The sequence below is a fragment of the Streptomyces sp. NPDC031274 genome (assembly GCF_055570235.1).
The window spans coordinates 278,254-293,676 of sequence record NZ_JBVIHP010000005.1 but is presented as its reverse complement, the minus strand read 5'-3'; the positions used below and the strand labels follow the sequence as shown (position 1 = coordinate 293,676).

The following is a 15,423-nucleotide window of genomic DNA, read 5'->3' as shown; positions in this document are numbered from 1 at the left end:
CACACACCGGCACCGCAGCTCCACGCCCCCCGCCGACCTGCCCCCTGCTTCCCTCCCCCCTCCCCCCCCCCCCCCCCCCCCCCCCCCCCCCCCCCCCCCCCCCCCCCCCCCGGGACTTTCCTGCAATCGCCGGGCCAGCCAGCCGTGGCTACCGCCCCGGCTCGCTGACGTTCACCTCGTAGAAGCAGAAGTGGTCCTTGATCTCGGCCACGTCCGGCTTCGGCTCGGGGTACGCCCACACCACGTCGGTGGAGCCCGGCAGCGACCAGTACGACGCCGTTCCCTTGAACGGGCAGTACGTGGTCGTGTCCGACGGGGTCAGGAGGTCGGTGCGTACGTCCTGCGGGGGGAGGTAGTAGCGGACCGGGCAGCCCGTCTCGCGCAGCAGCAGTGGGCGGCGGCTTTCGGCCACGGTCTGGCCGCCTTCCCGCACCACCCGTACGAGGTCGGTGCCCTGCTCGATGGTGATCTTGTGTCCTGCGGTCACCGTGGTCTCCTTCTGTGAGCGGCTGCCTATGGGCGGCTGCCTGTGAGCGGCTGCGGTCCACCCAGTCTCTGCCGGATCGTACGGTGAAGCCATGAACATCTGTGTCTTCCTCTCCGCCGCCGATCTCCCCGACCGCTACACCCGCCCCGCGCGCGAATTCGCCGAGCTGCTCGGCAAGGGCGGTCACACCCTGGTGTGGGGTGGTTCGGAGAGTGGGCTGATGAAGGTCGTCGCGGATGGGGTGCAGGAGGCGGGTGGGGGGCTTGTCGGGGTGTCGGTGGACTTTCTCGCCGACCGGGCCCGGGTCGTCTCCGCGCCCGACGAGATGGTGATCGCGCGTGACCTCGCCGAGCGCAAGGCGCTGCTCCTGGAGAAGGCCGATGCCGTCGTGATCATGGTTGGTGGTACGGGCACGTTGGACGAGGCCACCGAGATCCTTGAACTGAAGAAGCACGGCAAGCACACCAAGCCGGTGGTCCTGCTCAACTCGGCGGGCTTCTACGACGGGTTGAAGGAGCAGTTCCAGCGCATGGAGGACGAGGGCTTCCTGCCGGTGCCGCTGACCGGTCTCGTCTTCTTCGCCGAAGAGGCGGTCGGCGCGCTCGCCTACCTGGAGGAGGCCTTGGGCACCCAGTGACCATGCGCTGACCTGCGTCTGCCGGGGTGCGACGATGGACGCATGGCAACACATGTGATCACCGGGGCCGGCTCCGGCATCGGCGCGGCCGTCGCCCGCCGTCTCCACGCACGCGGCGACTCCCTCGTCCTGCACGCACGGGACGCGGGCCGCGCGAAGGAACTGGCCGCGCAATTCCCCGGGGCGGACACGCTCGTGGGCGACCTCTCCGACCCCGACAAGCTCTCCTGGGCGTTCGGCCACCAGTCGCTGCCCGACCGTGTCGACTCCCTGCTCCACATCGCGGGCGTCGTGGACCTGGGGCGCGTCGGTGACCTCACCCCCAAGTCCTGGCGCCACCAGCTCAACGTCAACCTCATCGCCCCCGCCGAGCTGACCCGCCACTTCCTGCCCCAACTCCGCGCCGCCCAGGGCCACGTGGTCTTCGTCAACTCGGGCGCGGGCCTGAGCGCCAGCCCCGAGTGGTCCGCCTACGCCGCCTCCAAGCACGGTCTCAAGGCCCTGGCCGACTCCCTGCGGGGCGAGGAGCACGCGAACGGCGTCCGTGTCACCTCCGTCTACCCGGGGCGCACGGCGAGCGCCATGCAGGCCAAAGTGCATCAGCAGGAGGGCAAGGAGTACGACCCCGCCCGCTTCATCGACCCGGAGTCGGTCGCCACGGCGATCCTGATGGCCGTCGACCTGCCGCGCGACGCCGAGGTCAACGACCTGACGGTGCGGCCCGGCCAGTGAGCGCGCATCGTTGGGGCCCGGCCACCGGCATCGGGTCCATGCCGGGCGGCGACGCCCGTGAGGCCGCGAAGACCGTCACCGGCAGTTTCGAGGATTTCCCGTATCTGGCGGAGCTGCCCGCGCGGGGGCCAGGCGCCGACATGATCGGGCGGACCGCCGGAATGCTCGTCGAGCTCTACGCGCGCGTGGAGCCCAGCGGCTGGCGGATCGGCGACCGGCCCGGACGGGACACGCGCCGCGCGAAGGCCTGGCTCGGCGAGGACCTCGACGCCCTGGAGGAGTTCACCCAGGGGTACGAAGGGCCGGTCAAGGTGCAGGCCGTCGGGCCGTGGACCCTCGCCGCAGCCCTGGAGCTGCGCAACGGCGAGGCCGCGCTCTCCGACCCGGGCGCCTGCCGTGACCTGGCAGGATCGCTCGCGGAAGGCCTGCGCGCCCACCTCGCGGACGTACGCCGCCGGATCCCCGGTGGCCAGATCGTGCTGCAGCTCGACGAGCCCTCGCTCGTCGGTGTGCTGCGCGGGCAGATCAAGACCGCGAGCGAGTACCGCACCCACCGCGCCGTGGACCGCCAGCTCGTGGAGAGCACCTTGCGCGAGGTCATCGGCGTGCACGGGGACGGGCCTGCCGTCGTGCACTCCTGCGCGCCGGACGTGCCGTTCGCGCTGCTGCGCCGGGCCGGGGCGGATGCCGTCTCGTTCGACTTCTCGCTGCTCACCGAGCGTGACGACGAGGTGATCGGTGAGGCAGTCGAGGGCGGCACGAAGCTCTTCGCCGGTGTCGCGCCCGGCGTGGACGGCCCATTGTCAGACCCTGCCGGTAGCGTCATGGGTGTCAGGACGTTGTGGCGCAGGCTGGGGCTGAATCCGGGTTCTCTCGCGGAGTCGGTCGTGGTCACTCCGTCGTGCGGGCTCGCGGGGGCTTCTCCGGCGTACGCCCGCGCGGTGCTCGCCCACTGCGCCCGGGCGGCGAGATCACTCGCGGACAACCCTGAGTAATTGGGTATGACGTAACGGGAGGACGTAACGGTGGCTGTCGAACAGCAAGGCTCTGTGCCCGCCGAGGCACGGGATCAGCATGCCCAGCTGGCCGAACAGATCGAGGAGCACCGCTTCCGGTACTACGTGAACGACCAACCGGTCGTCAGCGACGCCGAGTTCGACAAGCTCCTTCGCTCGCTCGAAGCCCTGGAAGAGCAGTATTCGGAGCTTCGTACGCCCGATTCGCCCACCCAGAAGGTCTCCGGGGCGTACGAGACCGAGTTCACCTCGGTCCAGCACCGCGAGCGCATGCTCTCCCTGGACAACGCCTTCGACGACGAGGAGCTCGCCGCCTGGGCCGACCGCGTCGGCAAGGAGGTCGGCACCAGCGACCACCACTTCCTGTGCGAACTGAAGGTCGACGGCCTCGCCGTGAACCTCACGTACGAGGACGGCAAGCTCACCCGCGCGGCCACCCGCGGAGACGGCCGCACCGGCGAGGACATCACTCCGAACGTCCGCACCATCTCGGACATCCCGGACCGCCTCAAGGGCGACAAGATCCCCGCCCTCGTCGAGATCCGTGGCGAGGTCTTCTTCCCGATGGAGAAGTTCGAGGAGCTGAACGCCCGTCTGGTGGAGGCGGGCGACAAGCCCTTCGCCAACCCGCGCAACGCGGCGGCGGGTTCACTGCGCCAGAAGGACCCGCGCGTCACCGCCACGCGCCCGCTGCACATGGTGGTGCACGGCATCGGTGCCCGCGAGGGCTTCGACATCGACTGCCTCAGCCACGCCTATGAGCTCCTGCACGACTGGGGCCTGCCCACCGCCCAGCACAACAAGGTGGTCCAAGGGCTCGACGGAGTGCGGGAGTTCATCACGTACTTCGGCGAGAACCGCCACTCCGTGGAGCACGAGATCGACGGCGTCGTCGTGAAGCTGGACGAGATCCCGCTCCAGGGCCGCCTCGGCTCGACCTCGCGCGCCCCGCGCTGGGCGATCGCCTGGAAGTACGCCCCCGAGGAGGTCAACACCAAGCTGGTCAACATCCGCGTGGGCGTCGGCCGCACCGGCCGCGTCACGCCGTACGCCCAGGTGGAGCCCGTGACCGTCGCGGGATCCGAGGTCGAGTTCGCCACCCTGCACAACCAGGACGTGGTGAAGAAGAAGGGCGTCTTCATCGGGGACACGGTCGTCCTGCGCAAGGCGGGCGACGTCATCCCGGAGATCCTCGGCCCCGTCGTCGACCTGCGGGACGGCACCGAGCGGGAGTTCGTGATGCCCGCCGAGTGCCCCGAGTGCGGGACGGCGCTGCGGGCGATGAAGGAGGCCGACATCGACCTCCGGTGCCCCAACGCCCGGTCCTGCCCCGCCCAGCTGCGCGAGCGTCTCTTCTATCTCGCGGGCCGCAAGAGCCTGGACATCGAGAACTTCGGCTACGTCGCCGCGGCCGCGCTCACCAAGCCCCTGGAGCCGTCCGAGCCGCCGATTCTCGACGAGGGCGACATCTTCGACCTCACCATCGACCGGCTCCTGCCGATCAAGGCGTACGTACTGGATCAGGACAGCGGTCTGCCCAAGCGGGACCCGAAGACGGGTGAGGAGAAGATCGCCACGGTCTTCGCCAACCAGCAGGGCGAGGCGAAGAAGAACGCCGTCTCCATGCTGGAGAACATCGCGGCGGCCAAGGAGCGCCCGCTCGCGCGGATCATCACGGGCCTCTCCATCCGGCACGTGGGCCCGGTCGCCGCGGAGGCGCTCGCCCGCGAATTCCGGTCGGTCGAGCGGATCGAACAGGCCACGGAGGAGGAGCTGGCCGCCGTCGAGGGCGTGGGCCCGACCATCGCCGCCTCCCTGAAGCAGTGGTTCGAGGAGGAGTGGCACCGGGAGATCCTGCGCAAGTGGCGTGCGGCCGGTGTCCGCATGGAGGAAGAGGGCGGGGGAGAGGACGAGGGGCCGCGACCGCTCGAAGGCCTCACGGTCGTGGTGACCGGAACGCTCGAGCACCACACGAGGGATGGCGCAAAAGATGCGTTGCAGAGCCGGGGCGCAAAGGTGACCGGTTCCGTTTCGAAAAAGACAGCTTTCGTCGTTGTGGGTGACAACCCTGGATCTAAATATGACAAGGCCATGCAGTTGAAGGTTCCGGTTCTGAACGAGGAAGGTTTCGCCGTCCTGCTGGAAAAAGGACCGGACGCGGCGACGGAAGTTGCGCTTCCGACCGAGGAGTAGCGGTTGAAGGCCACCCGTTCAGCGCATACCAGATGCATACGGGTGGCCGGGTCGCATTCGGGCAACCGTTGTGGACCGCTGCCCGTAGAAGCCTTCTGCGGCCTACTGTTGAGATGTGCGCCTGCCGTGCCCCGCTGCGATTGGGGTATCCCCTGCTCATCGGGAGCACGGGGGAGGAGTTCCAGACGCGGCTGACTTCTGGACCGAGTCCGCGTGGCGTGGGCACTGCCGGCTGTGAGAGGGACGGGAATGGAACCGACCGAGAGCGCCGCACCGGACTCCCGGCTGCGCGCGCGCTTGCGGCGCGGACCGGGCGCCTGGCTCAGCGGACGCAGAGCGGCACGGGAGGCACGCGAGGCGCACGAAGCCGAGAGCAGCCGACCCGCCCCGAGCACCGCAGTTGAGCGACGCGAGCGCGCATGGAGCACCGTCGGCGGGTACGGCACGCAGGAGCTCGGCGTGGGCGAGACATCGGGCGGCAGGGACGCGGCAGGACCCCGTTCCGCCCAGAGCGGCACCGACGGGCGGCGCAGGACGCTCTGGCGCGGCTCCGAGGCGCACGACGCGGACGACGCGTCCGCCGAGCGTGACCCTTGGCCAGTGCTTCCGATTACTGTCGTGGCGCTGGCCGCCGTGGTGCTCGGCACGGGCTTCTTCCACGCGCTCACCGGACGCGACGCGCTGTTCCCCTCCGGCACGGTCGGCTGGTCCCTCGCCATTCTCACCGGCCTCATCGTCGGCCACCTCGTCGCGCTCGGCCGCGACCGCTGGTGGGGCGGCACCGGTTCGGGCGGCGCGCTCACCGTCGCCGTCCTCCTGCTGTACGGCTGGGTGCCCGCCGGAATGGTCAGCCTCACCGTCGTCGTCCTGGTCGGCATCGCGCGCCGCCACCGCTGGCGACAGGGCATCCTGCACGGCGCCGTCGACATCCTCGGCATCGGCGCGGGCGCGCTCGCCATGGCCGCGTTCGGCACGGCGCCATCGGCGCAGTCGCCCTGGCTGCCCGAGACGTGGGACCTGTACTCGTTGCCCGAGGTGGCGCTCGCCGCCCTCGGCTATCTCGTCGTCACCCGGGTCCTGCTCTGGTACGTCCACGCGCCGCGCACCGGCGCCCTGCCCACGGTCACCCGTACCGCCCTGGTCAGGCAGGGCCTCGTCGGCGTCGCGCTGCTCGGCATCGCACCGCTGATCTGCGTGGTCGCGGCCTCGACGCCCATCATGCTCCCGCTCTTCGCGATTCCCCTCGTCGCGCTCGACTCGACGCTGTGGATCGCACGGGCCAGGGCCGAGGAACAGCTGCAGGACCCGCTCACCGGCCTGCCCAACCGGCAGTGGCTCCTCGAGCGGACCTGGACGGCTCTGGACGATGCCGAGCGGATCGGGGCGCGCTCCGCCCTGATGCTGATCGACATGGACCGCTTCCGTTCGGTGAACGACACCCTCGGCCATCTCGCCGGCGACCGTCTCCTCCTGCAGATCGCCGACCGGCTGAGGCTCGCCCTGCCGCGCGGCGCGGAGGCCGCCCGGCTCGGCGGCGACGAGTTCGCCGTCCTGCTGCCGGTCACCGACTCCACGACGTCGGCCACCCGGGTGGCACGGTCCCTTGTCGCCGCCCTCGGTTCGCCCCTGGACCTCGACGGCCTGTCGCTCGTCCTGGAGGCCAGCGCGGGGCTCGCCGTCTTCCCCGACCACGCGATGGACGCGGAAGGCCTGCTGCGACGCGCGGACGTCGCGATGTACCAGGCCAAGCGGGACCGCACGGGCGTCGAGGTGTACGAGTCCAAGCGCGACTCCAACACCCCCGACCGCCTGGGCCTGTTGGGCGATCTGCGCCGCGCGCTCGACGCGGGTGACGTCGAGCTCCACTACCAGCCGAAGGTCCAGTTCGACGGCCGCGTCGCGGGGCTCGAGGCGCTGGTGCGGTGGGTGCACCCCGAGCGCGGGAAGGTTCCGCCGGACGAGTTCATCGCCATAGCCGAGTCGTCCGGGCTCATGCCGCACCTGACGGAGTACGTCCTGGAGACCGCCCTCGGCCAGGTGGCGAAGTGGCAGGCGATGGGGCTCAAGGTCCCCGTCGCGGTGAACGTGTCGCCGCGCGACGTCCACACCCCCGGCTTCGCGGGCGCCGTCGCGGCACGTCTCGCACGGCACGGGGTCCCGCCGGGGGCGCTGCAGCTGGAGATAACGGAACACGTGCTTCTGGAGGACCCGCAGCGGGCCGCCGACACCCTGGCGGGCCTGACCGGGCACGGCGTCAAGATGTCTCTCGACGACTTCGGTACGGGGTACTCGTCCCTGGTCCATCTGCGGCGGCTGCCGGTGAGCGAGCTGAAGATCGACCGTTCCTTCGTGGCGCGGCTCGCGGTGGACAACGAAGACGCGGAGATCGTCCGCTGCACGGTCGACCTCGCGCACTCCCTGGGGCTGCTCGTCGTGGCCGAGGGCGTCGAGGACGACGAGACGTGGGAGCGGTTGCGCGATCTGGGCTGCGACGCGGTCCAGGGGTGGCTCGTCGCCGCGGCGATGCCGCCGGACGAGACCACCGCCTGGCTGCGGGCGCGGGGCTCGCGCGGCTGGCGCAGGCCGGTGGACATCGCGGCGGAGGAGCAGGCGGCGGCGGAGGCGCGGGCGGACGTGGCCAAGTAGCCGCGAGGAAGTAGCCGCGAGGTAGCTGCGAGGAAGCAGCCGCGGGGAATCGGGCGGGGCCCTCGGGCCCCACCGGGACCGGCGTGGAGGCCCCCGGGGGGAATCCGTTTCACGTGCACGGGGTGTGGCCCCATAGGATTGGGGCCACACACCACACACTCACCCCCAGAGGATCGCCGCATGCCTGGCATTACGCGCGAGGAGGTCGCCCACCTCGCCCGCCTTGCACGTCTGGAGCTGAAGGCAGAAGAGCTCGACCACTTCGCCGGACAGCTCGACGACATCATCGGCGCGGTCGCCCGCGTCTCCGAGGTCGCCGACCAAGACGTACCGCCGACCTCCCACCCGCTGCCGCTGACGAACGTCATGCGCGCGGACGAGGTCCGTCCGTCGCTCACCCCCGAGCAGGCGCTCTCCGGAGCCCCGGCACAAGAGCAGCAGCGTTTCAAGGTGCCGCAGATCCTGGGGGAGGACTAACCCACCATGACGGACAGCAAGATCGACATCATCAGGCTCACCGCCGCGGACATCGCCGCCAAGGTCGCCTCCGGCGAGCTCACGGCCGTCGAGGTCACCGAGGCCCACCTCGCCCGTATCGAGGCCGTCGACGAGAAGGTGCACGCCTTCCTGCACGTCGACCGCGAGGGCGCCCTCGCGCAGGCCCGCGCCGTCGACGCCAAGCGCGCGAAGGGCGAGAAGCTCGGCCCGCTGGCCGGCGTACCCCTCGCGCTCAAGGACATCTTCACCACCGAGGGCGTCCCGACCACGGTCGGTTCCAAGATCCTCGAAGGCTGGATCCCGCCGTACGACGCGACCGTCACGCGCAAGCTGAAGGAAGCCGACGTCGTCATCCTCGGCAAGACCAACATGGACGAGTTCGCCATGGGGTCCTCCACCGAGAACAGCGCGTACGGCCCCACCGGCAACCCGTGGGACCTCACCCGCATCCCCGGCGGCTCGGGCGGCGGCTCCAGCGCCGCCATCGCCTCGTACGAGGCCCCCCTCGCCATCGGCACCGACACCGGCGGCTCCATCCGCCAGCCCGCGGCCGTCACCGGCACGGTCGGCGTCAAGCCGACGTACGGCGGCGTCTCGCGCTACGGCATGGTGGCGTTCTCGTCATCGCTCGACCAGGGCGGCCCCTGCGCCCGCACGGTCCTGGACGCCGCGCTCCTGCACGAGGTCATCGCAGGACACGACGAGCTCGACTCGACGTCCATCGACGCCCCGGTCCCCGCGGTCGTCGAGGCGGCCCGCAACGGCTCCGTACAGGGCATGCGCGTCGGTGTCGTCAAGCAGTTCGCGGGCGAGGGCTACCAGGCCGGTGTCGTCCAGCGCTTCCAGGAGTCGGTGGCCCTGCTCAAGGAGCTCGGCGCCGAGATCGTCGAGCTGGACTGCCCGTCCTTCGACCTGGCGCTCTCCGCGTACTACCTGATCGCGCCCTCCGAGTGCTCCTCGAACCTCGCGCGCTTCGACGCCATGCGCTACGGCCTGCGCGTCGGCGACGACGGCACGAAGTCCGCCGAGGACGTCACCGCGCTGACCCGCGAGGCCGGCTTCGGCGACGAGGTCAAGCGCCGCATCATCCTGGGCACGTACGCACTCAGCTCCGGCTACTACGACGCGTACTACGGAAGCGCCCAGAAGGTCCGCACCCTGATCACGAAGGACTTCGAGAAGGCCTTCGAGCAGGTGGACGTGGTTGTCTCGCCCGCGACGCCGACCACCGCCTTCCCGATCGGCGAGCGCGCCGACGACCCGATGGCGATGTACCTCGCGGACGTGTGCACCATTCCGTCGAACATGGCGGGCAATGCCGCCATGTCGCTGCCCTGCGGCCTCGCGCCGGAGGACGGCCTGCCCGTCGGGCTGCAGATCATCGCCCCGGCCATGAAGGACGACCGCCTTTACAAGGTCGGCGCTGCCGTAGAGGCCGCCTTCGTGGAAAGGTGGGGTCACCCGCTGCTTGAGGAGGCACCGTCACTGTGAGTCCCATGACTGCCAAGGCCAAGGGCTTCAAGAAGTCCAAGCCCGGCGCGTACCTGTCGATCGCCTCGACCGCCTTCGGCGCGATCTCCGTCGTCAAGCAGGCCCGCACGGCCCGCAAGGACCACGACACGCTCCGGCTCGTCGACGCCGCTGTCTCCGCCGCCGCCATCGTCACCGGCCTTGCTCTGCTCTATCGCGAGCTGAAGAAGCTCGGCGACGACGACGTCCTGCTGGGTTGAGAGGGAAAGTTTCACCGTGACTGCCACGACTGACCTGGTGTCGTACGAGGATGCCCTCGCGACGTACGACCCCGTCATGGGCCTTGAGGTCCATGTCGAGCTGGGCACCAAGACCAAGATGTTCTGCGGCTGCTCCACCGAGCTCAAGCAGGACGCCAACAGCCAGACCTGCCCGACCTGTCTCGGACTGCCCGGCGCGCTGCCGGTGGTCAACGAGATCGGCGTCGAGTCCGCCATCAAGATCGGTCTCGCGCTGAACTGCGAGATCGCCGAGTGGTGCCGCTTCGCCCGGAAGAACTACTTCTATCCGGACATGCCGAAGAACTTCCAGACCTCTCAGTACGACGAGCCGATCGCCTTCAACGGCTATCTGGACGTCCAGCTGGAGGACGGCGAGGTCTTCCGCGTGGAGATCGAGCGCGCCCACATGGAGGAGGACACCGGCAAGTCCACGCACGTGGGTGGCGCGACGGGCCGTATCCACGGCGCCTCGCACTCGCTCCTGGACTACAACCGCGCCGGTATCCCGCTCATCGAGATCGTCACCAAGCCGATCGAGGGCGCGGGCGAGCGGGCTCCCGAGGTCGCCAAGGCGTACGTGGCCGAGCTGCGCGAGGTCATCAAGGCGCTCGACGTGTCCGAGGCCCGGATGGACAAGGGCCAGATGCGCTGCGACGTGAACCTCTCGCTGCGCCCGCACGGGCGTGAGGAGTTCGGTACGCGTTCGGAGACGAAGAACGTCAACTCGCTCCGTTCCGTGGAGCGTGCGGCGCGCTTCGAGATCCAGCGTCACGCGGCCGTCCTGAACGACGGCGGCACGATCATCCAGGAGACCCGTCACTTCCACGAGGAGGACGGCTCCACGACGTCGGGCCGCATCAAGGACAACGCCGAGGACTACCGGTACTTCCCGGAGCCCGACCTCGTCCCGGTGGCCCCGGCCCGTACGTGGGTCGAGGAGCTGCGTGCAGGTCTCCCCGAGATGCCGCGCGTGCGCCGCAACCGACTCCGTGAGGAGTGGGGTGTCTCGGAGCACGACATGCAGTCGATCCTGAACGCGGGTGCGGTCGACCCGATCGTCGCCACCATCGAGGCGGGCGCCGACTCGGCCGCCGCGCGCAAGTGGTGGATGGGCGAGATGGCCCGCAACGCCAACGAGACGGGCAAGGCGCTCGACGAGCTCCCGGTCACCCCGGTGCAGGTCGCCAGGGTCGCCGAGCTCGTCGCCAAGGGCGACCTGAACGACAAGCTGGCGCGCCAGGTCTTCGAGGGCGTCCTGGCTGGTGAAGGCACGCCGGACGAGGTCGTCGAGAAGCGCGGCCTGAAGGTCGTCTCGGACGAGGGCGCGCTGACGACCGCGGTGGACGAGGCGATCGCGGGCAACCCCGCCATCGCCGACAAGATCCGCAGCGGCAAGGTCGCGGCGGCCGGCGCACTGGTCGGCGCGGTCATGAAGGCGACCCGGGGCCAGGCCGACGCGGCCCGCGTCAAGGAACTGATCCTGGAGAAGCTGGGCGTAGAGGGCTGAGTCCTCTTGCCCGTACGAGATCTCGTACGTGATGTGGGGCGGCGCACCCTCGGGGGCGCCGCCCCACGCGTGCGTCGGCCTACGCGTGCGTCGGCCTGAAACGCCTCTTGGGCCCGCGCCCATGAGGGGCGGGCGGGCACCCCGGCGAAGGCCGTGCGGCGGCGGGGCTCGTCCCTGAAGGCGCCGTCCGCCGACGGCCGGTGGACAGGCAGGCCGTCGGCTCGCCTCTGTATCCGGACCGGTCGGCGGACCGGCCGGGGTGGCGCCGTCCCCGTGCGACCGGGCCGGTGGAGCGCCGCCTTACGCTGTCAGCATCCGTCCCGTCGAACCCCCGCCCCACTCGGGCCACGGAGCGTCCCCCTGAACACCGTCACTGCCGAGATCCTCTCCGTCGGCCTGCTGCTCGCCGTGCTCGCGTTCGCCGTCATACGGCCCCGGCAGTGGCCCGAGGCCGCCGCCGCGCTGCCCGCCGCCGGGCTTGTCGTGGTGCTCGGTGCCGTCTCGCCGCGGGACGCGCTCGCGCAGGTCGAGAGCCTGCTGCCGGTGGTGGGGTTCCTCGCCGCCGTGCTCGTGCTCGCTCAGCTCTGCGCGGACGACGGGCTTTTCGCGGCCGCCGGGGATCTCGTCGCCCGGCTCTGCGGCGGGCGGACCAAGGCGCTGCTCGGCGGGGTCTTCGGCGTCGCCGCGGTGATCACCGCGGTGCTGAGCCTGGACGCCACCGTCGTTCTGCTCACCCCGGTCGTCTTCGCCACCGCCGCCCGCGTCGGAGCCAGGCCGCGCCCGCACGTCTACGCCACCGCCCACCTGGCCAACTCGGCGTCGCTCCTGCTGCCCGTCTCCAACCTCACCAACCTCCTCGCCCTCACCGCCAGCGGGCTCACCTTCACGCGGTTCGCCCTGCTCATGGCGTTGCCGTGGCTGGTTGCCATCGGCATCGAGTACGTGGCGTTCCGGCGGTACTTCGCGAGCGATCTGGCCGCGGGCGCCCTGGAGTCCGAGGAGACCGAGCCGACCCCCGTGCCGGTGTTCACGCTGGTCGTCCTCGGGCTCACGCTCGGCGGGTTCGTCGTGACCTCGTTCGTGGGCCTCGAACCCCTGTGGGCCGCCCTCGCGGGAGCGGCGGTGCTCGCGGGACGTGCGCTGCTTCGGAAACGTACGACCGCCACCGCGATCGTCCGCTCCGCGAGCCCGCTGTTCTGCCTGTTCGTGCTCGCGCTCGGCATCGTCGTCAAGGCGGTCGTCGACAACGGCCTCGGCTCCGGGATCGAGTGGATCCTGCCGGACGGCACCTCACTGCCCGCTCTGCTCGCGATCGCGGGCCTCGCCGCCGTACTGGCCAACCTCATCAACAACCTGCCCGCGATCCTCGCCCTGCTGCCCGCCGTCGCCCCCGCGGGCCCCGGCCCTGTCCTCGCCGCGCTCATCGGCGTCAACATCGGCCCGAACCTGACGTACGTCGGCTCGCTCGCCACCCTCCTGTGGCGCCGCATCCTGCACGACCACGGCACGGACGCCGAGCTGCGCACCTTCACCGTGCTCGGCGTGCTGACCGTGCCCCTCATCCTCGCGGCGTCGACCGTCGCGCTCTGGGCGGGGCTGCTGATCGGCTGACCAGATCTCACCGGCTGACCAGGTCTGGTCGGCTGACCGAGTGCGGACGTACGCACTCGGGCGCGTCCGTTCACGCCGACTTCGTCCCCAAGTCTTCACAGGGAAACCAGACTTCACTACCGTCCCGGCGGAGCAGGCTAATGGATCAGCAGAGAACCATTGGCCGTCGACTGGAGGTCGTACGTGTCCCCGGAGATATCTCGCAGGCGGCTGATGGCAGTTGGCGGAGGCGCACTGGGCGCCGCCGCCGTCGGATCGTTCCTGCCGCCGTCACTGCAGCAGGCACTGGCACAGGACCGGGACCGGCCCAAACCCGGCGGCGGCGGGCTCGACTCGATCGAGCACGTCGTCATCCTGATGCAGGAGAACAGGTCCTTCGACCACTACTTCGGAGCCCTGCGCGGCGTACGCGGCTTCGGTGACCGCAACGCCCTCCGGCTCCCGAGTGGGAAGTCCGTGTTCGAGCAGCCGGGCGTGCTGAGCACCGTCCTGCCCTTCCCCGTCCGCGAGGCCGCGGCGGCGCAGAAGAAGGACCTGCAGTACATCGGCGCCCTCGACCACTCCTGGAGCGGCGGCGCCAAGGCCTGGCACGACGGCTGGTCGGACGGCTGGATCACCGCCAAGACCGCCGCGACCATGGCGTACTACACGCGCGAGGACATCCCGCTGCACTACGAACTCGCCGACACCTTCACCGTCTGCGACGCCTACCACTCGTCCATCCACACCTCCACGAGCCCCAACCGCAACCACCTGTGGAGCGGCAAGACGGGCTACGAGGCGAACGGCAAGCGTGCCGTCGGAAACGACGCGTACGACGAGGGGACACACCCCGGATACGACTGGGGGACGTACGCCGAGCGCCTGGAGAAGGCGGGCGTGAGCTGGCGGACGTACACGGAGTGGGAGAACTTCACCGACAACCAGATCGAGTTCTTCACCACCTTCAAGGCCATCGCCCGCAAGGTCCTCGCCAAGACCGGCCTGACCTACATGGAGGCCTTCTACGCCAAGGTCCGCGACGCCAAGGACGACGCCGAGCGCGAGAAGCTGCTCGCCACCCTGGAGGAGGGCGTCGCCACCCTCACCAAGGCGGAGAAGTCGCTCTTCGAGCGCGCCCTGCGCCGCGTGCCCACCGGCAAGCTCGCGGAGGAGTTCGCCAAGGACGTCGCGGGCGGCCAACTGGCCAAGGTCAGCTATCTGGTGCCGTCCGCCCAGGACTCCGAGCACCCCAGCGTCTCCTCGCCGATCCACAGCGCGACCATCGTCTACAAGGTCCTCGACGCCCTCGCCTCGCACCCCGAGGTCTGGCGCCGCACCGCCGTCTTCATCAACTACGACGAGAACGACGGCTTCTTCGACCACGTCCCGCCGCCCGTCCCCGGCGGCGAGAGCGCCGAGGAGCAGGAGGAGCGCTGGGAGGGCAGGCCGACCGGCCTCGGTGTGCGCGTCCCCATGCTCGTCGTCTCGCCCTGGACCGTCGGCGGCTACGTCACATCCGAAGTCTTCGACCACACCTCCGTCGTGCGCTTCCTGGAGAAGTGGACCGGCGTGCGGGAACCCAACATCAGCGCCTGGCGCCGCAAGGTCACCGGCGACCTCACCGGCGCCTTCGACTTCAAGCGCGGCCACCGGCAGCCCGAGGTCGAAAAGCCCGGCGCCATCCCGGCGTTCAGCGGCCGCTGGTCCCCGCAGCCGCCCCTGAAGCAGTCCATGCCGGTCCAGGAGCCCGGCACGCGCCGCGCCCGCCCGCTGCCCTACCAGCCCGACGCGTACGTGAAGCCGGGCGAGACGGGCGCTCTCTCGGTGCGGCTGCGCAACGGCGGCCGCTCCAGCGCGCACTTCGCGCTCTATCCGTACGCCGACGAGTTCAAGGTCCCGCAGCACAAGGACGTCGTGCGCGAGGGCTCCTGGACCGTCCCGGTGCCCAAGGACGCGTACGCCTTCACGATCACGGGGCCGAACGGCTTCCGGCGCGAGTTCGCGGGCGGCAAGGACGGCAACGCGCAGCTCGCCTCCGCGATCACCCGTCGCGAGCTTCATGTGACGCTGGCCAACCGGGGCCGCAAGGAGCTCGTCTTCACCGTCGAGCCGGTCGGCTATGTGGACGAGGACGACGTCAGGAGGCGGACGCGGGTCGTCCGCGTCAAGGCGGGCAGCAGCCGCACGATCGCCTGGCACACGGACGACGAGCACGGCTGGTACGACATTCAGGCGACGGCGGCGGGCGAACCTGCTTTCCGGCGCCGTCTGATGGGGCACATAGAGAACGGACGCGCGAGCGTGTCGGGCTGAATCCCCGGTTCTGAGGGTGTGCGAGGTCCCGATGGGGCCTCGCACACCCT

At 70.4% G+C, this 15,423-nt stretch carries 12 protein-coding genes; 11 read left to right on the top strand and 1 reads right to left on the bottom strand.

The features are described 5' to 3' along the window. Positions 1-148 precede the first annotated feature (148 nt). The gene (locus ACZ5CR_RS11435) at positions 149-487 is read right to left on the bottom strand and encodes a DUF427 domain-containing protein (protein WP_468856053.1); all 339 of its coding nucleotides are present in this window, start codon (positions 485-487) and stop codon (positions 149-151) included. A gap of 91 nt (positions 488-578) precedes the next feature. Between ACZ5CR_RS11435 and ACZ5CR_RS11430 the strand changes: the two genes are divergently transcribed. The 11 genes from ACZ5CR_RS11430 (at position 579) to ACZ5CR_RS11380 (ending at position 15,373) form a co-directional block, all read left to right on the top strand. Beyond that, positions 579-1,124: an LOG family protein gene (locus ACZ5CR_RS11430; protein ID WP_468856050.1), complete on the top strand. Its 546-nt coding sequence runs from the start codon at positions 579-581 to the stop codon at positions 1,122-1,124. 42 nt (positions 1,125-1,166) lie between these two features. Beyond that, the gene (locus ACZ5CR_RS11425; protein WP_468856049.1) at positions 1,167-1,856 is read left to right on the top strand and encodes an SDR family oxidoreductase; all 690 of its coding nucleotides are present in this window, start codon (positions 1,167-1,169) and stop codon (positions 1,854-1,856) included. Further along, complete coding sequence (locus tag ACZ5CR_RS11420) at positions 1,853-2,851, top strand: methionine synthase (protein WP_468856046.1); 999 nt, start codon at positions 1,853-1,855, stop codon at positions 2,849-2,851. The genes ACZ5CR_RS11425 and ACZ5CR_RS11420 overlap by 4 nt, the downstream gene beginning before the upstream one ends. Positions 2,852-2,881: 30 nt before the next feature. After that, on the top strand, positions 2,882-5,065 hold the full coding sequence (gene ligA, locus ACZ5CR_RS11415; RefSeq protein WP_468856043.1) for an NAD-dependent DNA ligase LigA: 2,184 nt from the start codon (positions 2,882-2,884) through the stop codon (positions 5,063-5,065). Between the two features lie 459 nt (positions 5,066-5,524). After that, positions 5,525-7,711 (top strand): putative bifunctional diguanylate cyclase/phosphodiesterase, encoded by a 2,187-nt coding sequence (locus ACZ5CR_RS11410; RefSeq protein ID WP_468856213.1) that lies wholly within the window; start codon positions 5,525-5,527, stop codon positions 7,709-7,711. 180 nt (positions 7,712-7,891) lie between these two features. Beyond that, positions 7,892-8,188, top strand: a complete 297-nt coding sequence (gatC, locus tag ACZ5CR_RS11405) for an Asp-tRNA(Asn)/Glu-tRNA(Gln) amidotransferase subunit GatC (protein WP_010984178.1) — start codon at positions 7,892-7,894, stop codon at positions 8,186-8,188. Between the two features lie 6 nt (positions 8,189-8,194). Further along, the gene (gene gatA / locus ACZ5CR_RS11400) at positions 8,195-9,700 is read left to right on the top strand and encodes an Asp-tRNA(Asn)/Glu-tRNA(Gln) amidotransferase subunit GatA (protein WP_468856041.1); all 1,506 of its coding nucleotides are present in this window, start codon (positions 8,195-8,197) and stop codon (positions 9,698-9,700) included. A 5-nt stretch (positions 9,701-9,705) separates the two neighbouring features. Then, positions 9,706-9,939 (top strand): hypothetical protein, encoded by a 234-nt coding sequence (locus ACZ5CR_RS11395; protein ID WP_468856038.1) that lies wholly within the window; start codon positions 9,706-9,708, stop codon positions 9,937-9,939. A 16-nt stretch (positions 9,940-9,955) separates the two neighbouring features. After that, positions 9,956-11,467: an Asp-tRNA(Asn)/Glu-tRNA(Gln) amidotransferase subunit GatB gene (gatB, locus tag ACZ5CR_RS11390; protein WP_468856036.1), complete on the top strand. Its 1,512-nt coding sequence runs from the start codon at positions 9,956-9,958 to the stop codon at positions 11,465-11,467. A gap of 360 nt (positions 11,468-11,827) precedes the next feature. After that, complete coding sequence (locus ACZ5CR_RS11385; RefSeq protein ID WP_468856211.1) at positions 11,828-13,078, top strand: SLC13 family permease; 1,251 nt, start codon at positions 11,828-11,830, stop codon at positions 13,076-13,078. Positions 13,079-13,261: 183 nt separating this feature from the next. Next, a complete protein-coding gene (locus ACZ5CR_RS11380; protein WP_468856033.1) occupies positions 13,262-15,373 on the top strand; it encodes a phosphocholine-specific phospholipase C in 2,112 nt (703 codons plus the stop codon). Positions 15,374-15,423 lie beyond the last annotated feature (50 nt).